The 25,893-nt window shown below is 52.2% G+C and carries 18 protein-coding genes and 2 rRNA genes; 7 read left to right on the forward strand and 13 right to left on the reverse strand.

The window, feature by feature from the left end; all coding sequences use genetic code 11:
* Positions 1-104 (forward strand): 23S ribosomal RNA (locus HZB31_14785); the annotation flags it as partial.
* A gap of 87 nt (positions 105-191) precedes the next feature.
* Positions 192-308: ribosomal RNA gene (gene rrf / locus HZB31_14790) — 5S ribosomal RNA — on the forward strand.
* Between the two features lie 211 nt (positions 309-519).
* On the opposite strand, the gene fdhF (HZB31_14795) is transcribed toward rrf, so the two are convergent.
* From fdhF (HZB31_14795) to HZB31_14830, 8 genes are all read right to left on the reverse strand, one after another.
* Complete coding sequence (gene fdhF / locus HZB31_14795) at positions 520-3,198, reverse strand: formate dehydrogenase subunit alpha (protein ID MBI5849188.1); 2,679 nt, start codon at positions 3,196-3,198, stop codon at positions 520-522.
* A gap of 4 nt (positions 3,199-3,202) precedes the next feature.
* A complete protein-coding gene (gene nuoF / locus HZB31_14800) occupies positions 3,203-4,984 on the reverse strand; it encodes an NADH-quinone oxidoreductase subunit NuoF (protein ID MBI5849189.1) in 1,782 nt (593 codons plus the stop codon).
* The gene (locus tag HZB31_14805) at positions 4,971-5,444 is read right to left on the reverse strand and encodes an NAD(P)H-dependent oxidoreductase subunit E (protein MBI5849190.1); all 474 of its coding nucleotides are present in this window, start codon (positions 5,442-5,444) and stop codon (positions 4,971-4,973) included. The genes nuoF and HZB31_14805 overlap by 14 nt, the downstream gene beginning before the upstream one ends.
* A gap of 181 nt (positions 5,445-5,625) precedes the next feature.
* The gene (locus tag HZB31_14810) at positions 5,626-6,057 is read right to left on the reverse strand and encodes a CBS domain-containing protein (protein ID MBI5849191.1); all 432 of its coding nucleotides are present in this window, start codon (positions 6,055-6,057) and stop codon (positions 5,626-5,628) included.
* A 68-nt stretch (positions 6,058-6,125) separates the two neighbouring features.
* Positions 6,126-6,581, reverse strand: a complete 456-nt coding sequence (locus HZB31_14815; GenBank protein MBI5849192.1) for a cyclic nucleotide-binding domain-containing protein — start codon at positions 6,579-6,581, stop codon at positions 6,126-6,128.
* A gap of 1 nt (position 6,582) precedes the next feature.
* Entirely contained in the window at positions 6,583-9,282 is a 2,700-nt protein-coding gene (fdhF, locus tag HZB31_14820; protein ID MBI5849193.1) for a formate dehydrogenase subunit alpha, read from the reverse strand.
* A gap of 2 nt (positions 9,283-9,284) precedes the next feature.
* On the reverse strand, positions 9,285-11,051 hold the full coding sequence (locus tag HZB31_14825) for a 4Fe-4S binding protein (GenBank protein MBI5849194.1): 1,767 nt from the start codon (positions 11,049-11,051) through the stop codon (positions 9,285-9,287).
* Positions 11,044-11,586, reverse strand: a complete 543-nt coding sequence (locus tag HZB31_14830; GenBank protein ID MBI5849195.1) for an NAD(P)H-dependent oxidoreductase subunit E — start codon at positions 11,584-11,586, stop codon at positions 11,044-11,046. The genes HZB31_14825 and HZB31_14830 overlap by 8 nt, the downstream gene beginning before the upstream one ends.
* Before the next feature lie 132 nt (positions 11,587-11,718).
* Between HZB31_14830 and HZB31_14835 the strand changes: the two genes are divergently transcribed.
* Together HZB31_14835 and HZB31_14840 are read left to right on the forward strand one after the other, a co-directional pair.
* Entirely contained in the window at positions 11,719-12,996 is a 1,278-nt protein-coding gene (locus HZB31_14835) for an HDOD domain-containing protein (GenBank protein MBI5849196.1), read from the forward strand.
* Positions 12,997-13,193: 197 nt separating this feature from the next.
* Positions 13,194-13,772 (forward strand): hypothetical protein, encoded by a 579-nt coding sequence (locus tag HZB31_14840; GenBank protein MBI5849197.1) that lies wholly within the window; start codon positions 13,194-13,196, stop codon positions 13,770-13,772.
* 52 nt (positions 13,773-13,824) lie between these two features.
* Here the strand turns inward: HZB31_14840 and HZB31_14845 are convergent, their stop codons facing one another.
* From HZB31_14845 to HZB31_14855, 3 genes are read right to left on the reverse strand one after another with little or no spacing between them, the layout of a single operon-like run.
* Positions 13,825-13,992, reverse strand: coding sequence for a hypothetical protein (locus HZB31_14845; GenBank protein ID MBI5849198.1), 168 nt, complete (start codon positions 13,990-13,992; stop codon positions 13,825-13,827).
* Between the two features lie 46 nt (positions 13,993-14,038).
* The gene (locus HZB31_14850; GenBank protein ID MBI5849199.1) at positions 14,039-14,755 is read right to left on the reverse strand and encodes a DUF1847 domain-containing protein; all 717 of its coding nucleotides are present in this window, start codon (positions 14,753-14,755) and stop codon (positions 14,039-14,041) included.
* Positions 14,756-14,810: 55 nt separating this feature from the next.
* Positions 14,811-16,595 carry a DnaJ domain-containing protein gene (locus HZB31_14855; protein ID MBI5849200.1) on the reverse strand — a complete coding sequence of 595 codons (1,785 nt, stop codon included), beginning with the start codon at positions 16,593-16,595 and terminating at the stop codon, positions 14,811-14,813.
* Positions 16,596-16,749: 154 nt separating this feature from the next.
* On the opposite strand from HZB31_14855, the gene mnmD reads away from it, so the two are divergent.
* A complete protein-coding gene (gene mnmD, locus HZB31_14860) occupies positions 16,750-17,481 on the forward strand; it encodes a tRNA (5-methylaminomethyl-2-thiouridine)(34)-methyltransferase MnmD (GenBank protein ID MBI5849201.1) in 732 nt (243 codons plus the stop codon).
* Here the strand turns inward: mnmD and HZB31_14865 are convergent.
* Positions 17,447-18,634, reverse strand: a complete 1,188-nt coding sequence (locus HZB31_14865; protein MBI5849202.1) for an HD domain-containing protein — start codon at positions 18,632-18,634, stop codon at positions 17,447-17,449. The genes mnmD and HZB31_14865 overlap by 35 nt on opposite strands.
* A 133-nt stretch (positions 18,635-18,767) precedes the next feature.
* Positions 18,768-18,968, reverse strand: a complete 201-nt coding sequence (locus tag HZB31_14870) for a hypothetical protein (GenBank protein MBI5849203.1) — start codon at positions 18,966-18,968, stop codon at positions 18,768-18,770.
* Positions 18,969-19,177: 209 nt separating this feature from the next.
* On the opposite strand from HZB31_14870, the gene thiD reads away from it, so the two are divergent.
* Positions 19,178-19,939: a bifunctional hydroxymethylpyrimidine kinase/phosphomethylpyrimidine kinase gene (gene thiD, locus HZB31_14875; protein MBI5849204.1), complete on the forward strand. Its 762-nt coding sequence runs from the start codon at positions 19,178-19,180 to the stop codon at positions 19,937-19,939.
* 24 nt (positions 19,940-19,963) lie between these two features.
* Positions 19,964-25,780 carry an alpha-2-macroglobulin gene (locus tag HZB31_14880; GenBank protein MBI5849205.1) on the forward strand — a complete coding sequence of 1,939 codons (5,817 nt, stop codon included), beginning with the start codon at positions 19,964-19,966 and terminating at the stop codon, positions 25,778-25,780.
* The last annotated feature ends 113 nt before the right edge of the window (positions 25,781-25,893 follow it).

Below are 25,893 nucleotides of genomic sequence, written 5' to 3' on the forward strand. Positions count from 1 at the left end.
GCCCCCTAAAGGTCTGTGGTAGACTACCACGTTGATAGGCTGGAGGTGTAAGCGTAGTAATATGTTCAGCTGACCAGTACTAATTGACCGTGTGGCTTGACCCTTATTTCTCTTCCCTCCTGTTGTCAAAAAAACTTCTTGACAAACAACTGTTCTTTGATGTTATAATAGACTTTCTGGAAATTAAAGTTTCCGGTGGTATTGCCGGAGGGGTCACACCCGTTCCCATTCCGAACACGGAAGTTAAGCCCTCCATGGCCGATGATACTTGGATTGCAAGGTCCTGGGAAAGTAGGTAGCTGCCGGATTATTCATGAAAGGCCCCGAATTAAATTCGGGGCCTTTTTTTTTGCTCTGCGACATGGCTGCATGCTTATGGTGAAATGCCAGGGGAGGTTGACCGCATCAACCGTATGATCAGGGAGACCCGAAAGTTCTTTACCGGCTTCGGACAATTTCAAAACGCATCACCGTAAATCCGAAAAACAGATTGACGGATTATGCAGGATTTATCCGTCCTTACGTTGCTGATACAGCTGCGGTAATGATCTGCACTGCACAGACCTTCAGTTCCGGTATCTTTACCTGGGGATCGAGGGCATCGTTGGTGAGTACATTGGCAGCAGCCTCCCGGTAATGCATAGGGATGAAAACTGTTCCTTCCGACACCCTTGGGGTTGTCCGCGCCTTAATGGCAATCTCGCCTCTGCGTGACCGCACCTTGATAATATCTCCGTCGCTGATTCCAAGGTTCCTGCTGTCAAAGGGATTTATTTCCACATATGGTTCACCGGCATGAGACTCTATCGGCTCAACGCGCCGCGTCATGGAGCCGGAATGATACTGAAACAGATTGCGCCCTGTTGTCAGGACAAATGGATATTCTTTATCACAAACCTCTGCAGGCGGCTGATATGAAACAGGCACAAAGGGAACTTTGCCCTTAGGGAATCCCTCTTTATAAAGATAGGGTGTGCCTGGGTGGTCTGTTGCAGGGCAGGGCCAGCAGAGACCGCGCTTTTCAAGTCGTGCATAGGATATGCCGGCGATTGCAGGCCATAGCTTACGGTATTCGTCAAATATTTTTTCGGATGATTTTTCCATGTCAAGGCCGAGCCGTTTCGAAATCTCTGCAATGATCCATAAATCATCCTTTGCCTCGCCAGGCGGATTGACTGCCTTGCGTATCCTCTGGACTCTCCGTTCAGTATTGGTGAAGGTGCCATTTTTTTCGAACGAACAGCCCGCCGGCAGCACTACCTCTGCAAGCTTTGCCGTATCAGTCAAAAAAATGTCCTGGACTACCAGAAAATCGAGGCGTTCCAGCGCGTTGATCGTGTGATGCATGTTCGGGTCCGTGATGATCGGGTTTTCCCCCATGATGTACAGGGCCTTGAGGTTGCCTGCCGCAGCTTCATTCATCATCACGGTCGCCATCATGCCGACGTTGGGAGAAAGAGGAACTCCCCAGGCCTGTTCGAATTTTGTCCTGATCTCAGGATCATCGACTTTCTGATATCCCGGATAGACATTTGGCATGCAGGCTGCATCGGAGGAGCCCTGAACATTATTCTGGCCCCGCAGCGGATTGATGCCGGTGAATTCCCTGCCGATATTGCCGGTAAGGGAAACAAGATTGGCAAGGGCTGTTACATTGTCAGTGCCACAGGTATGCTGCGTGATCCCCATGGTGTAGAAGACCCCTGCTTTGCGCGATGCCCCATACACCCGGGCTGCCCTGATGATGTCATCCTTTGGGACGCCGGTGATCTTTTCGGCATAGTCAGGGGTAAAGGTCTCGATAGACTTTTTCCACGCAGCGAATCCTTCGGTTTTATCTTTTATAAATTCTTCGTTCTGAAGTCCTTCGCTCACGATAACATTTGCCATGCTGTTGAGGAGTGCAATATCAGAGCCCGGCCGTATCTGAAGGTGAATATCAGCGAACTTCACCATCGGGATTTTTCTCGGGTCTGCAACAATAATCTTTGCGCCGTTTCGATAGGCCTTGATCATGCGGTTTGCGATGACAGGGTGCGTTTCCTTGGTATTGGAGCCGATGATAAAGATCACCTCCATGCCTTCGATCTCCAGGATAGAGTTCGTCATTGCCCCTGAACCGAATATTTTGGCCAGACCGGCCACCGTGGGGGAGTGTCAAAGTCGGGCGCAGTGATCTACGTTATTGGTGCCGATGCCTGCCCTGATGAGTTTCTGGAATGCATAGTTCTCCTCATTGGTGCAGCGTGCAGAGGAAAGGCCTGCAATGGCATCAGCGCCGTGCTCTGCCTTTATTTCTGAGAGCCGCTTTGCAACGTGATCAAGGGCCTCGGGCCATGAGGCCTCTTCGAAGACGCCGTGCCTCTTTATCAGCGGCTGGGTCAGACGCTCCGGGCTGTTCACAAACCGGTATCCGAACCTCCCCTTGACGCAGAGCCAGCCTTCGTTCCATGTCGCCGCTTTTGCGGTAATTTTAAGGATCTCGTTATCTTTGACATGTGCCGTGATATTGCAGCCGGTGCCGCAATACGGGCAGACTGTATCCACTTCTGCCTGATGGTCTTTCCTGCCTTTATTCTTCCAGAGCCTGCCGGTGAGCGCCCCGGTAGGGCAGACGCTGACGCACTGGCCGCAGAACTCGCAGTCGAGATCCTGCTCATAGCTCGTACATATCTTGGAATTAAAACCGCGGTACCCAAAGTCGATTGCCTCAACACCCTGAATTTCATCACAGACCTTTACGCACCGGCCGCAGAGGATGCATTTTTCGAGGTCCCTTTCTATGAACGGGTTGCCGTCGCGCTTGGCATACACTCTTCTCTCTCCCTGATAGCGGTTCTCTCTGATGCCGTACTCATAGGCAAGATTCTGAAGTGTGCAGTCGCCTGCTTTTTCGCAGATCATGCAGTCATTGGGGTGGTCAGAGAGGATAAGTTCCAGAACAGTCTTTCTCAATTCCTGCAGGTTTGGACTTGAGGTCGTAATCTCCATGCCATTGTTCACGACAGTGGTGCATGAGGTGACCGGTTTCGGCATGCCTTTTACTTCGACGATGCAGAGCCTGCAGCCGCCAAAGGGCGTAAGCTTGGGATGATGGCAGAGTGTCGGTATGGGAATGTTGAGGAGCTTTGCTGCCTGCAGTATCGTGGCAGAGTCAGCCACTTCAATCGTTTTGCCATCAATCGTGATCCTTGCCATATGCTTAATCCCTTCCTACAGACTTGAACTTGCACGCCTCGAAGCAGGCGCCGCATCTGACGCATTTTGCCGGGTCTATCCTGTGGGGCTGTTTCTTTTCTCCGGTGATCGCTCCTGCAGGGCATGCCCTGAGGCAGGCGCCGCACCCTTTGCATGCAGCTTCAATGACGCAATAGGTTATCAGGTCCTTGCAGTCCTTTGCAGGACATTTTTTATCCCGGATATGGGCTGCGAACTCATCCCTGAAATATTTCAGCGTGCTCAGCACGGGATTGGGGGCAGTCTGTCCGAGGCCGCAGAGCGCGGTGACCTTGATGCTGTTGCTCAGGGTCTCAAGCAGTTCAAGGTCGCTCTCCTTGCCTTGCCCTTTGGTTATCCGCTCCATGATCTCGAGAAGCCGCTTGGTGCCAATCCTGCATGGAACGCACTTGCCGCAGGATTCTTCCTGGGTGAACTGGATAAAGTACTTTGCCATATTCACCATGCAGTTGTCTTCGTCAAGGACTATCATTCCTCCTGAGCCGACGATTGACCCGACCCTGGCGAGCGATTCATAATCGACATTGATATCAAGCATATGAGCAGGAATGCAGCCGCCTGAGGGGCCGCCTGTCTGGACTGCCTTCAGCTTCTTGCCTCCTTCGATGCCTCCGCCGATATCCTCGATGATCTCCCGCAGCGTGATCCCCATCGGCACTTCGATCAGTCCCGGGTTTTTGATCTTGCCGGTCAGGGCAAAGACCTTTGTCCCTCTCGAGCGTTCTGTTCCATGTGACGCGTACCACCGATAGCCCCTTCTCATGATATAGGGAACATTGGCGAGGGTTTCGACGTTATTGATGACCGTAGGACGCTGCCACAATCCCTTGTTGACCGGGAACGGCGGCTTGGCTCTGGGCATGCCGCGCTGGCCTTCGATCGAGGCTATGAGCGCTGTCTCTTCGCCGCAGACAAATGCACCTGCACCGAGTTTGACCTGTATGTCAAAGTCAAAGGTTGTCCCAAAGATGTTCTTGCCGAGGAAGTGGCGTCGTCTTGCCCTGTCTATGGCGAGCCTCAGACGCTCGACTGCCAGGGGATATTCAGCCCGGATATAGACGTACCCGTGATGGGCGCCGATGGCATAGGCCGCAATGATCATCCCCTCAATGACCGCATGGGGATTTCCCTCAATGACCGCGCGGTCCATAAATGCACCGGGGTCGCCCTCATCAGCATTGCAGACGATATATTTAATATCGCCGCGGGCCTTGCGTCCCAGTTCCCACTTGAGCCCGGTAGGGAATCCTGCGCCGCCGCGGCCTCTCAGTCCCGATGCCTTGATCTCCTCGATAACTTCATCCGGCAGCCACTCAGTCAGCACGTCACGGGCAGTCCCGTATCCTCCGACTGCATGATAGTCATCAGGGTCCTCAGGATCAATCTTCCCGCAGTCAGATAGAACGATTTTGACCTGCTTGTGATGAAAGTTCTCGTAGTCTCTGCCGACCCGCCATTCGGCGACAGGGGTTTTGCCGATAAGATGCTCCTGGACAATTCTCGGAACCATGTCGGGCTTGATGAACTGGTAGGTGGTTATTGTGCCGTCTGTCAGAACATCGACAAGCACATCTTTGGCACAGAGCCCACGGCAGCCGACACGATGGGCCAAACAATGCTCTTTGACCACTGCCGGAAGCGCTGCGGCCTCAAGCTCAGTACGAAATGCCTGCAGGACTTCGGCACCCCCGGATGCCATACCGCCCGTACCCATGCAGACATTTATAACGGTCTTATTTTTCGTCATAGGAGGGGGCTTTCAGTGCACGGAGTTCCTTCAGGATCTTGTCTGTGACTGCTTTGCCGTGGACCTTTTTGTCCACAATGAGAACCGGTGCAATACTGCAGGCCCCAACGCAGTTTACCTGCTCGAGGGTGAACTCACTGTCTTGTGTGGTGTCTTCGCCCGGTTCAAGTTTCAGCTCGAGCCTGAGGCTGTTGAGGATGCGGTCTGACCCGCGGACATGACAGGCGGTTCCGCAACAGGCAGTTATCTTATGCCTGCCTGGCGGCCTCATGCGGAACTGGGCATAAAAGGTTACAACTCCGAAGAAGCGGCTTGGCGCAATGCCGAGGGTCTGGGAGAAGTAGTCTATTGCCTCTCTTGGTATGTACCCGAAGACTTCCTGCGTATCCTGCAGAAGAGAGACCACATTCCCCTCGTTCTGCCGGTATTGCTGCGCTATGGTTTTAAATGTTTCTATCATAAGGTTATTTTATAAGCCTATGATAAGTTATCATAAAGTCCCGCTTTTTTTCCATACGAATATATCAGTTGGCAGACCGTGCAGAAAAGATCAAATAAGGCGGCTGGAGTTTTCAACGGAAGAGTATTACAGGCAGGGCCGGGAAATGTTCCGGCCCTGCTCAGTATGACCAGAAGGCTTTTTAATATCCTGCGATATAATCCTTGAGATAGTGGATCTCGGTGGTCATTTTGTGGACCTGGGACAGAACGATATCCCTGATCGAGAGCATGCCGATCACTTTTCCTTTGTCAACAACAGGGAGATGGCGGATGTTCTTTTCGACCATGACAGCCATGACGCTGTTGAGGTCGTCGCTGAGTTCTGCGACCATGAGATTTTTTGTCATGTTTTCGCTTACCGGGATATCGTGGAACCTTCTGTCACGCTTGCCGATGTAGCAGCGGACGACATCGCGCTCCGTGAAGATCCCTGCAGTGCCGTCTTTTTCGGTAATGATGATCGCGCTGATCTTTTTGCTGTCCATAAACCGGATCGCATCCTCCACGCTGCTAGATGCGTCCATCGAAAAGACCTCTTTCCCCTTTGTCTCGAGCAGTTCCTTGACTTTCATTTTCCTATCCTCCTTGGGTTTAATACGGTCGCCCGGGACACCCCCAGGGACTGTGCAGATTTTCTGTCCTAATAATTCACCAGTGCCTTCAGGAATTTCTCATTCATGCGCCGTACATTGAGGGCCGAGACGATCGCAATATTTTTTATGATCTTAAGCATGATCTGAGGCTGTGTTTTTTCCAGTTCTTCATATGCCTCCTTGGGAAACAGGATAAGCTCTGCATGATCGAGAGCCCTCGCGTCCGTAGCGTGGTCTGATTTTTCAAGGGTGGCTATCTCACCGAGGAAGTTCCCGGGGCTCAGGATTACAAGCGGCTGCTTCCATCCGTCTGTTGTGGTCTTGGATATCTCTATCCTTCCGCTCCTGATCATATGTATGCCTTTGCATATGCCCTTCTCCCGGAAGACATGCTCGTCCTTGAGAAGTCTAATCATGGATACCATAGGCCGGAGTATTTCAAGCTCCGAATTATCGAGACCTTCCAGCAATACCTGAGGCATTAACTCCTGCACTGACATCATCTTATTCTCCTTCCCTGACAGGTTCTACCCTGACCGCGGTGATCTTGAATCCGGGTGTTTTTGAAATCGAGTCGATACGGGTATCGCTCGTCAGCATGTTTACGGCAGCCTCGGCATAATGCATGGGAATGAAGACAGTTCCCGGGCTTACCCGGTCCGTGATTCTGGCCTTTATCACAATACTCCCCTGTGAAGATGAGACTTTTGAGCGCCCGTTATCGCCGATCGAGAGCCGTACTGCATCATCGGGATGTATTTCAATATACGCCTCTCCTGCATGGTTTTCAAGAGGCTGAACCCTGCGCGTCATGGAGCCGAAGTGATACTGAAAAAGATTTCTTCCCGTATTGAGGATGAAGGGATACTCCGGGTCAATCCGTTCTTTCTGCGTTTCAAAGGCTGCAGGGGTGAAGATTGCCCTTCCCCGGGGAAATCCGCCTTTATAGAGATACTCGGTTCCCGGATGGTTCTTGGTAGGGCAGGGCCACTGTATGCCCCGCGATTCGATCCTTGTATAGCTAATGCCCTCAAGCGCCGGCCAGAGACTGCCGAGTTCCTCAAACACGCCCTCAGGAGAACTGCAATTCATTTCATATCCCATTCTTCGGGAAAGTTCTGCAATGACCCAGGAATCGTCCCTTGCCTGCCCCGGTGCTGCGAGTGCCTTTCTTACCCGCTGCACCCTTCTTTCCGTATTGATAAAGGTGCCGTATTTTTCAGCAAAACAGGAAGAGGGGAAGACCACGTCTGCGAGCCTGCCTGTCTCTGTCAGAAAGATGTCCTGAACAATAAGCAGTTCGAGCGCCTCAAACCCTTTCTTTGTATGGCTGACATTGGCATCGCCAAGCACAGGGTTTTCACCCATCACATACGCAGCCCTGATGCTGCCTTCGATGGCCCTGTGCGGGATTTCGGAAGCGGCAATACCAGGTGCGGCTGAAAGCGGCCTTCCCCATGTTTCCTCAAACTTCTCCTGAATTTCGGAGATGCCGACCCTCTGATACCCGGGAAATACATTCGGCAGACAGCCTGCATCGCAGGCGCCCTGCACGTTGTTCTGGCCGCGCAGTGCATTAATACCCGTGAACTCCCTGCCGATATTTCCTGTCAGAAGTGCAAGGTTTGCGATCGCGTTTACATTTGCTGTCCCGTTTACATGCTGTGTAATACCCATCCCGTAATAGATTGCAGCCTTCCTTGATCCGCCATAGAGCCGTGCTGCCTCTATGATCTTTTCTCTGGGCACTCCGGTGATCTTTTCTCCGGCCTCAGGCGTGAACTCCTCTACGCTCTTCTTCCAGACGTCAAATTGACGGGTCTGGGCCTCGATGAAGTCGCTGTTGTGCAGCCCCTCTGCAAGAATAACATGGCTGATACTGTTGAGGAGCGCGATGTCAGTTCCGGGCCTCTGCCTGAGCCATATCCCGGCAAAGCGGCACATGGCCAACTTCCGCGGGTCAGCGACAATGATCTTCGCTCCTCTTCTGTGCGCCCTGATCATGGCGTTTGCTATGACCGGGTGGGCTTCCTTGGTGTTTGACCCGATGATGAAGATCACTTCGTTGCCTTCGATTTCGCGGATCGAATTGGTCATTGCCCCAGAACCGAAGATGGTGGCCAGACTGGCCACCGTGGCGGCGTGTCAAAGCCGGGCGCAGTGGTCGACATTGTTCGTGCCGACTGCCGCGCGCATGAACTTCTGAAAAAGGTAATTCTCTTCAGTCGTGCAGCGCGCAGAAGAAAGCCCGGTAATGGCATCAGGACCATGCGCTTCTTTGATCTTTTTTAATCTATCTGCAGCATAATCCAGGGCCTCTTCCCATGACGCAGTCTGAAGCCTGCCGTCTTTTCTGATGAGCGGCTGCTTAAGTCTGTCAGGGCTTGATACAAAACTGTACCCGAACCTGCCTTTTACGCAGAGCAGCCCCTTGTTCACAACACTGTCCGGCCGTGAAGAGACCCTGATGATCTCATTGTTCTTCACGTGAAGCGTAATGCTGCAGCCGACGCCGCAGTACGAGCAGGTGGTGTCTACCTCCCGTATCTTCCAGTATCTTCCTTTGCCGATCCAGTCCCTGCCGACAAGGGCGCCGGTCGGACATGCCATAACGCACTGGCCGCAGAACTCGCAGTCGAGGTCCCGCTCAAACGGAGGGCATACCTTGGTGCCGAAGCCCTTGTATGCGAAATCGATCGCTCCTACGCCCTGGACCTCATCGCAGATCTTTACACACCGTCCGCAGAGGATGCACTTTTCCATGTCGCGCTCTATGAAACGGTTGCCGTCCTTCTTGTCATATATTCTTCGCTCCCCGCTGAAGAGGGGCTTCCTGATATTGTATGAATAGGCAAGCTCCTGCAGTTCACACTCGCCGGTCTTCTGACAGACCATGCAGTCGTAGGGGTGGTCGCTCAGGATCAGGTCAATGGTGTCCCTCCTGAGGTCTTCAATGTAGGGAGAATTCGTGATGACTTCCATATCCTTTTCGACCAGGGTGGTGCAGGACGTTACCGGGGTCCCATTCACCTCAACGATGCAGACCCTGCATGCGCCAGACTGGCTGATCATCGGGTGGTTGCAGAGCGCCGGGATATAGATGCCGATCTCCTTTGCTGCCTCGAGAATCGTTCTGCCTTTGGTGACATCAACGACCTGGCTGTTGATCCTGAGCCTGACGGTTTTCTCTATTTTTCTGTTCATACTCATTGTTTTCTGATCGCCTTGAACTTGCAGGCCTTATAACAGGCCCCGCACTTTATGCAGGCAGCCGCATCGATCCGGTGCGACTTCTTCACCTCTCCGGAGACAGCCCCTGCAGGGCAGACCTTTTTGCAGAGCGTGCAGCCCTTGCATTTGTCTTCAAGAATAGAAAACGTTATCAGCGCGGTGCAGACGCCGGCAGGACATCTCTTCTCTTTAATATGCGCCAGGTACTCGTCGCGGAAATGGTTCAGCCCGGTGATGAACGGGTTCGAAGCGCTCCTGCCGAGGCCGCAGAGAGATGAGGTCTTCATCAGGCCGCTTAACCGTTCCAGTGTTGCAAGATCGTTATATTCAGCCATGCCTTCGGTGATCTTTGTGAGCAGTTCAAGCATTCTTTTTGTGCCGATCCTGCAGGGTGGACATTTGCCACAGGATTCCCTTTGCAGAAATTCCATAAAGAACTTTGTGATCGAGACGATGCAGTCGTCTTCGTTGAAGACAACCATGCCGCCCGAGCCGACGATGCTTCCGATCTTCGAGAGATTTTCGTAGTCAAGTCCAATGTCGAGCATCGCGGCAGGGATAAGGCCGCCTGAAGGGCCGCCGACCTGTACTGCCTTCAGTGCCCGCTCACCTTCCATGCCGCCGCCGATGCCATACACAATATCCCGGAACGGCATGCCCATTGGGATCTCGACCAGTCCGACATTCTTCACCTTGCCCGACAGGGTAAAGACCTTCGTGCCGGTGCTCTCTTTTGTCCCGATGGACGAGAACCAGCGCGCACCTTTGCCGATGATAAGCGGAATGTTCGAAAAGGTCTCGGCATTATTGATAACCGTCGGTTTTCCCCAGAGCCCTTTCTGCACAGGGAAGGGCGGTCTGACCCTCGGCATGGCCCTCTTGCCCTCGATCGATTCCATCAGCGCGGTCTCCTCGCCGCAGATGAAGGCCTCTGTCCCGAAACTGAACTCAATATCAAAACTGAAATCCGTGCCGAAGATGTTCCTGCCGATGAACCCCTTATCCTTTGCCTGGGCAATCGCACGCCTGAGCCGTTCAACAGACAGATGGTACCGCTCCCGTATATAGATGAACCCTTTTTCCGACCCGATCGCGTAGCCGCCGATCAGGAGGCCTTCAATAATGGCGTGCGGGTTGCCTTCAGCCAGCGGCCTGTTCACCTCGCCCACATTGCAGATGATGTATTTCGTCTGATCAGGCTGGGCCTTGCAGATCTCCCATTTTGTGCCTGTCGAGAAGCCGCTTCCGCCTCTTCCCCTGAGCCCTGACTGGATGACCTTCTTTATCACTTCATCACGCCTCATCTTCGAGATCGCCTTTTGTGCGGCCCGGTAACCCTTCATGCCGAGGTAGTCATCAATGCTCTCCGGGTCTATCTCGCCGCACGGACCGAGTACAATCTTATGCTGTCTGCTCTGAAAGGATTCGTAATCTTCTTTGGTGAGCCATTCGGCAACAGGTGTCCCTTCAAGGATATGTTCGGTTACAATCCGCTCGACCATGGTCGGCTTGACAGACTGATAGGTAACCTTCTGGTTGTTCATGATGACGTCGACGAGCACGTCCTTGGAACAGAAGCCTCTGCAGCCGACTCCCGTATAGCTGCACTTCTTATTGATCTGCGCTTCAATGCCGTTCAGTTGAATAAGCTTCTGAAAAATACTCAGAACGTCTGCGCCCCCGGATGCTTTTCCTGAAGTGCCGAGACAGACCTTTATCGCAATTGTTTGTGGTTCAGTCATATTCAAAGCCTGTATATTCGCCTTCCTGTTCGAAGCCTTTCACCAGTTTCACCACCTGTTCCGCATCCATGTTGCCATATACCTGATTATTCAGGATAGCAACAGGAGCAATGCTGCAGGCCCCGATACAGGTGGCATTCTGGACGGTAAAGGAGAGGTCCCCGGTGGTGTCTTCTCCTTTGCCGAGACTGAGCGCTGATCTGACTTTTTCAAGGATTTTATCCGCGCCTTTTATGTGGCAGGCAGCACCGCAACATACGGTTATGGTGTTTTTGCCGGTCGGTTTAAGATGGAACTGGGAATAGAAGGTGGCTATGCCGAAGAATCTGCTTTCCGGGATATCGAGCTTTTTGGAAAACCAGCCGACTGCTTCCTCGGGAAGATAGCCGAATGCCGCCTCTGTCTGCTGAAGCAGCGTAATAAGGGTACCCTTCGACTTCATATGAGTGTCGAGAATGGCTTTGAGTTTATGTTCCATGATCATGATTAACTTGATATTTCGGCCTTCCGGCGTCAGAAGGTCCTGTAAGCGCACGAATTATTATACCTGCTGCAGTTCCCCGTCAGTTATTTAAAATTGCAATACGATTATTTGCATTGCAGGCAGAGGCCTGCGGTGCCGTTTATTCCAAAATGCTCCCGCAATATTTTATACTGGTACCCGGACATGAAAAAAATAGGCGGCGACATCAGTCTCATGCCCCTGCCGGACCTGCTGCAATGGGCAGAGACAAGCAAAAAATCAGGCACGCTCTCTGTCACATTCCAGGGTGCGAGCAAGGCCTTCTATCTTCAGGACGGGAAAATGATCTTCATTTCGTCCCAGAAAGAAGGGGAGCGCCTTGGGGAATTCTTTATGAAAAGCGGCCGTCTTGCGCCGGGACAGATTGAACAGGGTCTCCGGGAGAGCCAGCGTCTCGGGTGTCCGTTTACCGGGTATCTGATCGATCAGGGGATCATTGATAAGCAAACACTGGAACAGACTCTCCAGAACCTTGCTGAAACAGCTTTTTCGGATACCCTGACCTGGGAGGGCGGTTTGTTTGAGTTTTCGGATACCATTCCACCGCTTATTCTTGACGGTCCGATTAAGCTCAATACTTCATTTGTCGTCTTTCAGTCGGTCAAAATATTTGATGAGACTCGCAGGGATAAGGTCGGAGAAGGACCGACGGTTGGCGATATCATAAAGCAGATCGCAAATAATATCGCGCAGGGAAACATTGAGCTCCCCCCCGTGCCTGATATCATGACGAAGCTTAACGCTGCCATGACAAAGGACGATATCTCTGTCCATGACATTGTAAAAATTCTGATGGCCGACCAGATACTCACATCAAAAATCCTCCGGGTGGTAAATTCGGCCTTTTACAGCCCTTCACGCGAGATAACATCGCTTCAGCAGGCCATTATTTTTATGGGCCTTAAGTCGGTTCTGAGCATTGTGACGGTGCATACCCTCAGCAGCATCAGCCCCGCCGCTGCAGACGAGGTGAAGGAGATCCTGCGGCATAGTCTGCTCTGCGCATTTGTTGCCAAAAAGATAGCCATTGCCCTGCGGCTGGATCCTGAGGAGGCGTTTGTCTGCGGCCTGCTCCATGACATCGGCAAGACCGTTATCCTTAACCTGCTAACAGACAAGAAAGTGACTGACGAGGTTAAGCGGGAGCTTCTCAGGGGATATCATCCGCATGTGGGATATATACTCGGCAGCAGATGGCATTTCTCGGAAGTGATCAAAAACACCATCAAATATCACCATGCCCCGCAGGAAGCTCCTGCAAACAAGAAGCTGATCGAAACGGTCTATGTGGCCAATGTCATTGCCAACGGGCAGGATGTTATGGATACGGTGCATAACTGCAGCAACCTTGATTTTGACAAGATCAACGAGATCCTGAGCGACATTGACAATATCAAAGATTCAGTCATCGCGATCATCTGAATGGACGCCGCTATCGCCGCTCTATAGCGGGAGACCCTTGTGCCTATGCGCATAGAAGCCGCAGACACCCCGATGCAGCCTCAAGCAAAAGCAGCCGGTGGAAGATGAAATCCGGAGAATAAGTTATGGCTTGTGAATTACGGTAAAATCGCTGACCCACCGATGGAACGGTACCACCATATAAAGGAAAAACAACTATGACAAGAAGTAAATCTGCAGTTTCATCAACCACCACGTCGAATCCCGGGAAGGGCGACTGCCAGTCCCACCGCAGCGGGCTGACCCCCCGGGCGTTGCTGGATTGGATGGGGCGGCTTCGCTGGTGGATGCTGCTCGGCGTTTTTGCGGTACTCGCCGAGATTGCGACCGCAGCCATAAGTGCCATCCAGATCTGGATCTGGTGGAGGGCGCCGTTGTTCGACTTGTTCCTCCTCGGCTTTGTGGACGCCGGGCTGGTCTCCCTGATCGTGGGCGGCGCGTTCGTGATCGTCCTCGATGAACTGCGCATAAATGAACGCCGCGCCCGCGAGCGGCAGGAAGAATTGGTGAACGAACTGCGCACTGCGTCCGTGACAATCAAGACTCTGCGGGGCATTATTCCGATCTGCGCATCGTGCAAGAAAATCCGGGACGATGCCGGCTACTGGCATATGGTGGAGAAATATATCCAAGACCACTCTGATGCCCAGTTCAGCCATGGAATTTGCCCTGCCTGTGTAAAAAAAATTTATCCTGAATATTACGATAAGATTCCCAATAATGAAGAAAAAGAATAACATGGCAAAAGAGGGATGCGGCAAACTATGCTGCTGTACGGCAGCGCAGCGCTCAGAACTTCCTGAAGAGCGGGACGTGTTCCTTTTTCTTTTTTGTTTTCTTTGCGGAAGGACAGGTTAACGACTTGCATAGGCTGCACCGGGTCTCGCTGCAGCCCTGGCAGAAATCGCAGTCAGGACAGGGGTTCTTCTTCTGCAGCAGCACGATCTTCTTCTCCATATCCTTATTATAAGCCGCGCCGGACCTGTGGTAAAGAAACCCGGACCTATCTGCGTTCTGTATCCACCTGTTCGGTCAAAAGCCGCCTGTAGTAGAAGTTTTGGCCATACAGTACGCTGACAGGATTATGACCGGTGACGCGGTCCTTGGTGATCAGGGTAGTGACCGGTGCATCAGAGTATTTGGTGAAGAGCATGTCATGGCCGACGCAGAGGCCGACGATGATATTCATATCTGTCCCTGCCTCGTTCAGGAGCCGTGCCTGGGCAATGGGGTTACAGGCAGGTTCGAAGGTCGATGGCCGCACTTTGTCCTCTTCCGTAATGCCGAGTTCGAGTTTGTCAATGCTCCCGCTTTTGCAGCAGACTGAAAGCGGCGTAAAGCCCTGGGCGGAAAGGATGCGGCTGAGGCGCTCAGTTTCATCGAGCAGACCGATGCAGGTGGCGATGCCTATTTTCTTGTATCCCATGAGTTTTGCGAAGGCAATGGTATCTTCGACCCGGGTCCAGCGGGCGCGTATCGCGGTGCTTCCTGGCTGATGTTCGTAGCAGAGGCCTTCGACCCGGGTAGCGATCTGGGCCATCTTTGCATCGGTGCTGTCCCCTTTGTAACGATTGAAGCTCTCCTGAATGAGGTCCATATGTTCCTGCGAGGGACAGTACCCCGGCTTCGATGGTTTTTCGTCGGGATTGGCGCTCCAACAGTTCGTCTTCCCGTTTTTCTGCCAGACAGCGCCGCAGCTGCTGCAACTGAATTTTGTCATCCTGAGTATCTCCTTTTTTTGTCTGCCATTTCTGAACAGTGCTTATGCCAAGGGCCTACGTTTTTGCGGACCGCTGCTTAATGACTTCAACCCCTTCGTTTGCTCTTTTATGGGCAGGGTAAATCCGCAGCGCTTTATCGAAGAGTCCCTTTGCACGAACAGGACAGTTAAGTGCGAGGTATATATGGCCTGTCTCCGCAAGGATGTCGGGGATATTCGGGGAGATCTCAAGCGCCCTGTTCAGCGACTGCAGCGCTTCTTTTTGTCTGCCGGTTTTTGCAAAACATAATCCGTAATAATAATGGTATTCAGAGGGGGCACTGTCGAAATAAATAGCAGTTGCAAAGAGGTGAGCAGCCTCCTGAAATTTTCCCTTCCTGAATTCTGACTTCCCCTCGTCGAAGTTGCCGCGGGCAATATCCGACTTTGCAGTCTCTCCGGTTCCGGTATCTGCAGCCGGCCTGAAGCGTTCTCCCTGCGGTGTCTCCTCTGCCGCAGATACGGGTGTCCTTTCAGGGGGCGTTACAACATCGGGGACTCTTATCGGGATGGCCGAATCATACTTCCTTCTCTTTTCATTATCCTTCAGCGTCAGGTATGCCCTGGTGACACTGTTAAAAATAGTAAGCAGTTTCCCTTTGACGTCCTCGGGCAGGCTGAAATGCCGGTCAGGATGATATTCCCTGGCAGCCCTGTAATAGGCCTTCTTTATCTCTTCTGCCGAAGCGCTTGTATCTATGCCGAGAATTTCATAATGATTCAACTGCCGGAATTTCAAATCCGTTTCATCGATCTTGTCGATAAGGCCTCCGAAGCTGTCGTCGACAGGGCTGCAGACTTCATCGGGCGCTACGTCCTGGGGAGGGTCTTCCGTGTCTTTTATCTCGAGAATCCTTGCCTCGACAAGGGCATAGAGGCTCTTCATGGCCTGTATTTTATCCATCGAAGAGAGCTTGATAATATCCTTTACTGTTGTCCTGCCGTTGACAAAGGAAAGAAGCATTCTGTCGCTGCTCTCCAGCCGAATCTCCTGGAAAAGATTGAGTGGCGTAGGCGAAAAATCGACCGTTCTGTCAAGAAGATACCTGGCCACCAGCTCCTCATCAGCCGTTTTTTTCAGCTCCCGGTATATTATGTCCGCAGCAGATATCCTCAGGGTCACGGCCATTCCGGACGGAAGCGGTCCTTCCCGGAATTCAATATCAGCCTGCTTTAATGCAAAGAGGCTTTCGATGATATTGTTTGCCTGAATCGCGAGCACGGTGGTCAGGTCGGCAGGCTTCAGGAAGCCGGAATCAACGAGAATGAATACATAGCGCTCGTTCGTCTTTTTCCTGCGTTCGTCTGCCTGGTCATACTGCGTTTGTGTAATGTTACCCTCTTTGAGAAGGATATCACCTAATCGGTGCTCATCGAGATTAGAAGTAGCAAATATCATATTGCCATTTTTTATATGGATCTCTCTGATTGCCCTGCCATGCCGGATCTGAAGGACGCCGGTCTTCAGCGTCCTCTGGAGACCGATGAGAATGTCCGAGAGTCTGTAAAGCGAGAGATTGCCGTTAAGCGGTCCCAGTCTGTCGATGCCTGCCCTGACTGTCTGTGCATGCTGAGATGCCCATATCACCTCCCCCTGCTGTCTGATGCCGAGTTCAGGGATATCGAGGTCTAGTATGTCCCCGCGGTTCAGAAGAGGGGAGTTTTCGATGATTACGCCGACACTGTTGAGCGAGTAGTCTACCGTCCTTGCAGCATAGGAGATCCCTCCATGTCTGAGCGTGAAAGCAGCGCCTGAAGAGTATCTTCTGAAAACTCTTATATCTATGTCTGTATTTTTCATTACCCGGTCTGCGCTAAACGTATTTGTCTTAAATATGTTACACAATTATCAAGTCAACGTAACAGGTTTTTGCGCTATGACGTCCCAATCCGGCTTCGGCCTTTCCCGCCATGTTACAATTATCCATGCATAATAAACGAAGTGATTCCTGATCATGCAGATCCCTCCTTATCTGCTGAATGAACATTATGACGACCGCTACTTTGATGTGGTCAATGCCATCGAAGAAGCGAAGCATATTTTTTTTCTTGGCTGCGGCCTCATGGATATCTTTTCTGGCATGGGACCGGGGAGGAAAGAGTTCGTCATCGGTGAAACAGGGTTCGGCGCCGGCCGCCTGGTTATTGCGCTTCTGGATTTTCTGGACAGATGCACTATCACCGATCTTTCAATAACCTATAATTCCGTCGAACTGCATCCGATCAGTTCTGAGAGGATGGTGTCAATTCTCAGCGGGTTCAGGCCACAGACAGGCCCGCTTATTGACCAGTTCGTTGAGGCCTATGACCATATCGATATTTCCAGACCGGGGTGGCACCAGATTCAGCTCCCCCGGCCGTTTGGCCGCCTGACCCTGAATCTCTGGATCGGGGAGGCCCTCGAAATGGTCCATGCACTCACCGCGCCCTGTGACGCATGGTTTTTGGATGGTCACGGTCCGAAGAAAAACCCGTCTATCTGGCGGCCCGAGCTTCTTCTGGCTATTGGAGAAAAGACATTGGCTGGCGGGACCTGTGCAACCTATACGGTTGCCGGAGCGGTGAGAAGGGGCCTCGGCGAGGCAGGCTTTTCGATCGAACAGCGCCCCGGATTTGGCGGCAAAAAATCAGTGCTCAAGGGGATAAAGCTGATCACTCAAAATCCGCGTAGATTTCACCAAAGTTGATGCCTGCGATGGTTGCTTTTTCGAACTTGCTGCGGATCGAGAGTTTTGCCTCCACAAGCCCCTGGCTGGGACTGCCGTTATGGATGGCTACTGAGGCCTCGATGAATGCGGCCAAAGAGTCTGCAGCCTTTACCAGCTCTCCGTCACGGGGATTGAACTGGTTGTCATTATAGCAATTATTGATATCGTCACTGGAGACCTTAAGCGTTTCACCATTTACGGTTACGATACTGTTAAATTCATCTTCCGTAAAGTTTCTGATGTCTGTATGCCACGCCTTTGGAATAAGGCTGTACACCTCCTGCTCCATCTGCTCTTTCTCATACTCCTTGATCAGATCGGAAAGTCCCTCAATCGACCGCTTTACCGGAGAGATAATGTCCCTGGTAAGCACTTCGGGCAGGTCATGAAACAGGCCGGTGAAATAATTGTTTACACATCGTTTTGAGCAGGCCCTATTCTCGAGCGAGAAGAAATACGAGAGGATAGCGACAAAGAGCGAGTGGCCCATGACCGAGGTTTTTGGCACACGGTGAAGGTTTGCCCAGCGTATCTGAAACCGCAGCTGTCCGCACATATCGAGAAAGTGCCTGTACCGCTCACTGCGGAAAAGCTGTCCCATGCCTTTGAGGTCGCCGTATTCGTTCTGTTTATCCTGGAGACGCTTTTTGATCGCCTCCATCTCAAAGCTCTGCGGATGGATCTTCTCAATGATGTCAAACTCCCACTTTGTCGCATAGTAATGCGCGGCATTCAGGATTCTTCGATTAATATTTTCGGCCTTGTCAGAGAAGTAATCCTGGAAGAGTAAGCAGAAATCTTTGCCGAGCGGGGAAAGCACCGGCTCAAGCTCCTGATATACCCACTCGTTCAGTTTACGGTATTTGAGCTTGTCTTCCTTGATCCGGTAGAAGATCGGAGGTTTCAGATCGGTAAGAACTATGCGCTGCAGGAGTTCGAATATCCCGCCTTCGATAATTTCGATCCAGCTGAAGTCAGGGTTGTTTTCTTCAAATTTCCCCAAGAAATAGGCTATAACCATTTTGTGTGCCTGCTTGTCGAGCTCAACGAATTCAACCGGCCGTACGCGGTCATTCCAGCGCTGAATGTAAGCGGCATCAAACAGTTTCAAAAGAAGTGATTTTCTGATCATGGAAAGAGCCCCCGTTGTTCTGATTGCTATTATACCTTATCAAAAAGGCTTTGGTGCCTGAAAAAGAGGGGAAAACGAGCAATAAAAAGGGCCCGATAAAGGGCCCTTTTTATTGCTCTGATTTTGGGTTGTCTTACTTCTTAGGAGCCTCAGCAGGAGCTGCAGGAGCAGCCGGTGCTGCAGCAGGAGCTGCAGGAGCCTCAGCAGGCTTCGGAGCTTCAGCCTTCGGAGCCTCGGGCTTCGGAGCCTCAGGCTTCTTCTGCTCACAGCCGATTGTGAGAGCAAGAGCAAGAACCATGAGAACTGAAAGTGCAAGTGCGAAGATCTTCTTCATAATGTAAAACACCTCCTTTCGTTAAAGAATGTTGTTCAAAATACCATAATTAAGGATATTTTTTACTAACGAAAATTTTATACGTTATCTGGATTTCTGTCAATATAAAATTGACATTTACATATGGAAGGATTTATAAACCATCTTGGATATCAGGATCCGGCAACCCTTCCTTGAGAATAACCCTATGACGGTATATAATCCAATTTATGAAAAAAGCCCTTACTATCGCCGGGTTTGACCCTTCGGGAGGCGCCGGCCTGCAGGCTGATCTGAAGGTTTTTCAGGTACTCGGGGTCTATGGTCTGTCTGCTGTGGCTGCTCTAACCGCCCAGAATACCCGGGGGGTGGATGGTGTGGAGCCGGTCAGCAGACAGTTCCTGAAAAAACAGCTCGAGCTGCTCCTGTCTGACCTTGTTCCTGATGCTGCGAAGATGGGTATGCTTTTGACGGAAGATAATGTGAGGGTTGTGGCACGCATTATCCGCAAATATTCTTTGAGAAATCTGGTGCTCGATCCGGTCATAATCTCATCTTCCGGCAAGAAACTTGCGCAGAGAAACGTGCCGGAGTTGCTGAGGGATGAGATATTGCCTCTATGTCAGGTAATTACGCCGAATCTCCATGAGGCCTCTGTGCTGATCGGACTGAAGATCAGATCACAGGAGGAGATGAAGGAGGCCGCAGTCATCCTGAAAGACAGAGGTCCTGACATGGTCGTCATCACGGGAGGCCATCTGGAGAATCTTGCGGTCGACGTCATATATGATGGTTCATTTCACTATCTCACGGCAGAAAAGAGGCCGGGAGAATTTCATGGAACAGGCTGCACCTTCTCCGCAGCGATAACGGCTTATTTGGCACAGGGAAGCTCCAGGCTTGATGCGGTAAAAAAGGCCAAACGGTTTATGGGAAAGGCATTTCAGAAGACGATCGGAACAGGCAGAGGCATGAAACTCTTTGTGCTCTGATCTACATTCGGAGGAACTATGACGATGAAATTTCACCGGACTTTTTTTCTGTCTCTTCTGTTCTTATCGGCCTTATTGTGCATTTCGCATGCCGAAGACAGTAAACAGGCTGAACCGCCTCCACCTGTCGCAGCATTGAGAGAAACGGTCGAGCTATTTTCCCCGCAGGGAGAGGTGAAAAATATCAGACAGGTCTCTGTGCGCTTCTCTGAACAGATGGTGCCGTTTGGGGACCCGCTTAATAGGGAGCCCTTTGATATCCAGTGCACGGAAAAAGGGAAGGGCCGCTGGGCTGATGCAAGGAATTGGGTCTATGATTTTGAGAGAGATCTGCCTGCAGGTGTTGTCTGTGAATTTTCTCTCAAGTCTGATCTCAGGTCTCTCTCAGGCAAGACAGCCGCAGGCCGGCAGAAATATTCCTTCTCTACCGGAGGGCCGGCGATCCGTGAGGCTGTTCCCGGTGAAGGAAGTGAAAATATCAGCGAAGACCAGATCTTCATTGTAATGCTCGATGCCGAGGCCGTCGAAGAATCCATCGCCGCAAACGTCTTCTGTTCCATCGAAGGCATACAGGAAAAGGTCGGCGTACGGTTAATCCGGGGAGAAGAAAAAGAGAATATAGCAAAAGAACATTACCGGCTCAGGAAAGTGCCGCATGCTATGGTCCAGTGCATACAGAACTTCCCCAACCATGCGGTGGTAAAACTGATCTGGGGCAGGGGGGTTATGTCCCTTAGCGGGGTGAAGACAAGCGCTGAACAGGTGTTGACTTTCAGGACGCGTGATCCCTTTAAGGCTACTTTCAGGTGCAAAAGAGAAAATGCAAAAGCAAACTGCATACCCATACTGCCGTTGCAGCTTAACTTCTCCGCTCCAGTTTCCTGGGAAAGCGCAAAGAAGATCGTGCTGAAGGGGAAGGGTAAAACGTACAAGCCAGACAAAGCATCTTCGTATGGATATGGAGATGAAGATGCGGAAGAGGGGGGTGAGGGCCCGGCGCCGGAGCCGGTTGATGAGAATACCGTGTATGGTGTTGCCTTCAGGGGGCCATTTCCGGAGAACAGCTCTTTTTCTCTTGAACTGCCAAAGGATCTGAAGGACGATGCAGGCAGAAGGCTGGAGAATAAAGACCGTTTTCCTCTTGCCGTGAAGACCGATGCCTTTCCGCCTCTTGCAAAGTTCTCTGCCCGCTTCGGTATCATCGAACTCAATGGAGATGCAACCCTGCCTGTTACCCTGAGAAACCTCGAAAAAGAGGTTATGACGCGTATGGCGGCTGTTGACAAGCAGACCGAAAGCCCGGCCGAAGGCGATAAGAAGGGCGATACGGTCAAGGGCGTAAAAGGAAGGCTTCAGAAGCTCGCTGCGCTGAGGGAAGAAAAGATCATTGCGTGGCTTCGGAAAGTAGCGGCAGGCCGCAGGGAAGTGTCGATCCTGAAGTCAGAGCCTGGTGTCAGGGAATTTTCCCTGCCCAAGCCTGAGGGCGCAAAGGCATATGAAGTTGTCGGTATCCCTCTTAAGGACCCCGGTTTCTATGTCGTCGAGATGGAGAGCCGGATTCTCGGAGCGTCGCTGCTTGGACATCAGGCTCCTCTGTATGTCCCCACGATAGCGCTTGTAACGAATCTGTCTGCACATTTCAAATGGGGCAGGGAATCGTCCCTGGTATGGGTCACAACACTTGACAAGGCCATGCCGGTCAAGGGTGCGGATATTTCGATACGGGACTGCACCGGCAAAGAGCTCTGGAAGGGCAAGACTGACCCTAACGGGATTGCCGCAGTGAAGATGCAGCTGCCGTCGGAAAGCGAACTGCCGCGGTGCAACGGCAATATCAACCATAGTGAAGCCGCCTCAGCAATGCAGGGTATCGACAGCGGCCTCTTTGTATTTGCGAAGAACAAAGCTGATATGACCTTTGTTCACTCAAACTGGGATGAGGGTATTGAACACTGGCGGTTCAGCCTCCCTGCAGAGGATTATCGCGGTCCGGTAAAGGCTCATACGATATTTGACCGAAGTCTGCTCAGGGCAGGCGAGACGGTTCATATGAAGCATCTCATCCGCAAGCATGTCATGACCGGTTTTTCCCAGGTCGACGAACTGCCCAAGGCCCTGTTGATCCAGCACGACGGCAGCTCACAGCGGTATGAATTCCCGCTGAAGTGGGACACCCAGGGCATTGCCGAGACCGAATGGGAAATCCCGAAGGATGCGAAGCTCGGTGTGTATGAGGTCTATTTCCTGAAAAAGCTTTCTGAAAAGAAGAGCGAGAGGACAGCGGTCGGCGCGTATGAGGCGGGCGATGAGTCCTATTATGTTCCTGACGGTTGGGTCTCGGGTTCTTTCAGGGTTGAGGAATTCAGAGTGCCGCTGATGAGGGCGATCATACAACCGCCCAAGGAACCGCTCATCAGGGCAAAGCAGGCTGAACTCGACCTGTTCGTTTTCTATCTTTCTGGCGGAGGCGCCGGGGCCATGTCTGTCAAACTGCGCAGCCAGGTGCAGCGCAAATCCCTGAGCTTCCCTGACTATGAGGATTTTATCTTTGCCAACGGAGAGGTAAGGGAAGAGGTCCTGAGGAGAGGGCGTTACGAGGGTGCGGAAGAAGAAGCGCAGCGCAGCAGACCGAAGATTCAGACCAAAGAGCTTGTCCTTGAGAAGACCGGTAGTCTGAGGACAACGCTATCGGATCTGCCTGCCGTAACACAGCCCCACGACGTGCAGACAGAGCTTGAGTTCAGGGATCCCAACGGCGAGGTCCAGACCGTTTCGCAGAGGATACCACTCTGGCCGTCAGGGCTGAATATCGGGATCAAGCCCGATTCATGGGCAGCCTCAAAGGAGGCCTTCAAGTTCCACGTTGCCGTCCTAGACCTTGCAGGCAAGCCTCTGGCTGACCGCGTTGTGCAGGTCGATCTCTTTCAGAAGAAGTTCTTCTCCCACAGAAAGAGGCTGGTTGGAGGGTTCTATTCCTATGAGCATGTTTCAGAAACGAAAAAACTCAGACAGATTTGCGAGGGCAGGACAGATGCAAAGGGGCTTCTGATCTGCGAAGTGCAGTCGCCGGTGACCGGCAATGTCATCCTTCAGGCAAAGACCGCGGACGATGCGGGCAATGTTTCGGCTGCAAATAGAGAGGTCTGGATCGCGGGAAAGGGGCAATGGTGGTTCGATGTTTCTGACAACGACAGGATCGACCTGCTGCCCGAAAAGAAGCGGTATGAGCCGGGTGACACGGCAAAGTTCCAGGTGCGCATGCCGTTCAGGGAGGCGACCGCATTGGTTACGGTCGAGCGTGAAGGGGTTATCGATACGTATGTGAAGAAGCTTTCCGGCGCTTCCCCCGTGATCGAGGTGCCAATCAGGGACAACTATGCGCCGAATGTATTTGTTTCTGCACTCATCGTCAGGGGCAGGGTCTCCGGGCTGCAGCCCACTGCCATGGTAGATCTCGGCAAGCCTGCCTTTAAACTCGGCATAGCAGAGATTAACGTTGGCTGGAAGGCCCATGAGCTGAACGTTGCGGTTGTACCCGAGCGGGAGGTATATAAGGTAAGGGAAAAGGCGAGGGTTCGGATCAGGGTGAAGCGGGCAGACGGGAAGGCCATGCCGAAGAACAGTGAGGTCGCAATTGCAGCTGTTGATGAAGGGCTCCTTGAACTGATGCCGAACCAGAGCTGGAAGCTGCTCGACGCCATGATGGGCAGGCGCGGGTATGAGATACGCACAGCCACTGCTCAGATGCAGGTTGTGGGCAAGCGGCATTACGGCCTCAAGGCCCTGCCTCAGGGCGGCGGCGGAGGACGGCAGTCAACGCGGGAACTCTTTGAAACGCTGCTGCTCTGGAAGGGAAGGGTGAAGCTCAATGATAAGGGCGAGGCCTCAGTGGAGATACCGCTTAATGACTCGCTTAGCGGCTTCAGGATCGTTGCTGTTGCAAACAGCGGTAACGGACTTTTTGGGACCGGCCAGGCAGCCATTCGAACTACACAGGAAATCATGCTCCTCTCTGGTATCCCGCAGGTTGTCAGAGAAGGGGACCTCTTTAAGGCAGGGTTTACGGTCAGGAATGCCTCTGAGCGGAAGATGGAAATTGAGGTCAGCGGCATAATAAAGGGTCCTGAAGACAAGGCCCTGGAACCCATAACCGAGGGTCTCGCTGCAGGTGAGGCAAAGGATCTGGCCTGGGAGATCAAGGTCCCCATGGGTATTTCAGGTCTGAGCTATGCAGTATCGGCAAAAGAGAAGGGCGGGACTGCTGAAGACCGCATTAAGGTCAAACAAAAGGTTGCCGAGGCAGTTCCTGTCAGGATATTTCAGTCAACGCTTGCACAAATCGATACATCTCTTGATATGGATGTGCAGCGTCCAAAGGATGCAGTGGCCGGCAAGGGCGGGGTCACGGTTTCGCTCAAGCCTACCCTATCGAACGGCCTCGGCGGTGTTGCCTGGTACATGAAGCAATACCCATACACCTGCATGGAGCAGAAGACGTCAAAGGCTATTGCGCTCAGGGATGAGGAGCTCTGGAAAAAAGTCCTGGCCGAACTTCCGGCCCATCTTGATGGCGACGGCCTTGTGAAATATTTCCCAATCATGAGCCGCGGAAGCGACAGTCTTACCGCATACATGCTTGCCATATCCGATGAGGCAGGCTGGCCCATTCCGCAGGATGTGAGAGAAAGGATGGAGGAGGGGCTCAAGGGTTTTGTCGAAGGCCGCGTGATCAGATACTCGTCGCTGCCGACTGCTGACCTGTCAATACGCAAGCTTTCAGCGATCGAGGCCCTCTCAAGAGGAGGAAAAGCGGAACCGAAGATGCTCGGTTCGATCATGCTTGAACCTAACCTCTGGCCGACTTCGGCGGTGCTTGACTGGACGAACCTGCTTTTCAGGGTAAAGGATATTCCGGACCGTGAAAAGAGGCTGAAGGAGGCTGAGCAGATCATCAGGTCACGGCTGAATTTCCAGGGAACTGTCATGGGTTTTTCAACCGAGAACACGGACAACCTCTGGTGGCTTATGCTCTCTGCAGATGTCAATGCGGTGAAGAGCGTGCTTACGTTCCTTAACAGGGAGTCCTGGAAAGAGGATATGCCTAGGATGGTACGCGGCGCGTTGGGAAGACAGCACAGGGGATACTGGGGTCTGACAACTGCAAATGCCTGGGGTGTGCTTGCGATGGAGAAGTTCTCGAAGAAGTTCGAGGCAGTGGCGCCCACAGGTTCAACGTCAGCCATACTCGATCAGATTACGAAAAGGATCGACTGGACAGGTAATGACTCCGGTCAGAGCCTAAGGTTCAACTGGCCAAAGGATAAAGAGCTGTTGAGCGTGCGTCACGAGGGCAGGGGCAAGCCATGGGTCATGCTCCAGAGCCTTGCTGCCATCCCCCTTAAGGAGCCGGTGTCGAGCGGTTATAAGATCAAAAAATCGCTTCTGCCAATCGAGCAGAAGAATAAAGGAAAATGGTCAAAGGGCGATGTGATAAGGGTGCGGCTCGAGATTGAGGCCCAGGCAGACATGACCTGGGTCGTGGTTCAGGACCCGATCCCCTCAGGATCGAACATCCTCGGCACAGGGCTTGGAAGGGATTCGCAGATCATGACATCGGGAGAGAAGCGTGAGGGCTGGGTATGGCCTGCGTTTGAAGAGCGTTCGTTCGAGGCATTCAGGGCGTATTACGAGTTTGTGCCGAAAGGGTCATGGACTGTGGAATACACCGTGCGCTTGAACAACAGCGGTACATTCTCGCAGCCTGTAACACGCGCTGAAGCGCTGTATGCACCTGAGATGTTCGGCGAACTGCCGAATAAGAAGATCGAGGTGGGAGAGTAAGGATAAGATAGTTGTATTCGTCGGAGGGGGGGAACGGATGAAAAGCCCTGCAATGCGACATTATTTTACTATGAGAGCGATGAACGATAATTTTGTCAGAAAAGAAGTGCTGA

Source organism: Nitrospirota bacterium, from assembly GCA_016235245.1.
GTDB lineage: Bacteria > Nitrospirota > Thermodesulfovibrionia > Thermodesulfovibrionales > UBA6898 > UBA6898.

Bases quoted from the DNA above. Each gene is read 5' to 3' on its own strand.
- HZB31_14850 (MBI5849199.1), bottom strand. From the start codon at position 14,755: ATGACAAAATTCAGTTGCAGCAGCTGCGGCGCTGTCTGGCAGAAAAAC.
- HZB31_14855 (MBI5849200.1), bottom strand. From the start codon at position 16,595: ATGAAAAATACAGACATAGATATAAGAGTTTTCAGAAGATACTCTTCA.
- HZB31_14865 (MBI5849202.1), bottom strand. From the start codon at position 18,634: ATGATCAGAAAATCACTTCTTTTGAAACTGTTTGATGCCGCTTACATT.
- HZB31_14845 (MBI5849198.1), bottom strand. From the start codon at position 13,992: ATGGAGAAGAAGATCGTGCTGCTGCAGAAGAAGAACCCCTGTCCTGAC.
- HZB31_14810 (MBI5849191.1), bottom strand. From the start codon at position 6,057: ATGAAAGTCAAGGAACTGCTCGAGACAAAGGGGAAAGAGGTCTTTTCG.
- thiD (MBI5849204.1), top strand. From the start codon at position 19,178: ATGAAAAAAGCCCTTACTATCGCCGGGTTTGACCCTTCGGGAGGCGCC.
- HZB31_14880 (MBI5849205.1), top strand. From the start codon at position 19,964: ATGAAATTTCACCGGACTTTTTTTCTGTCTCTTCTGTTCTTATCGGCC.
- nuoF (MBI5849189.1), bottom strand. From the start codon at position 4,984: ATGACGAAAAATAAGACCGTTATAAATGTCTGCATGGGTACGGGCGGT.
- HZB31_14840 (MBI5849197.1), top strand. From the start codon at position 13,194: ATGACAAGAAGTAAATCTGCAGTTTCATCAACCACCACGTCGAATCCC.
- HZB31_14870 (MBI5849203.1), bottom strand. From the start codon at position 18,968: ATGAAGAAGATCTTCGCACTTGCACTTTCAGTTCTCATGGTTCTTGCT.
- HZB31_14825 (MBI5849194.1), bottom strand. From the start codon at position 11,051: ATGACTGAACCACAAACAATTGCGATAAAGGTCTGTCTCGGCACTTCA.
- mnmD (MBI5849201.1), top strand. From the start codon at position 16,750: ATGCAGATCCCTCCTTATCTGCTGAATGAACATTATGACGACCGCTAC.
- HZB31_14815 (MBI5849192.1), bottom strand. From the start codon at position 6,581: ATGATGTCAGTGCAGGAGTTAATGCCTCAGGTATTGCTGGAAGGTCTC.
- HZB31_14835 (MBI5849196.1), top strand. From the start codon at position 11,719: ATGAAAAAAATAGGCGGCGACATCAGTCTCATGCCCCTGCCGGACCTG.
- HZB31_14805 (MBI5849190.1), bottom strand. From the start codon at position 5,444: ATGATAGAAACATTTAAAACCATAGCGCAGCAATACCGGCAGAACGAG.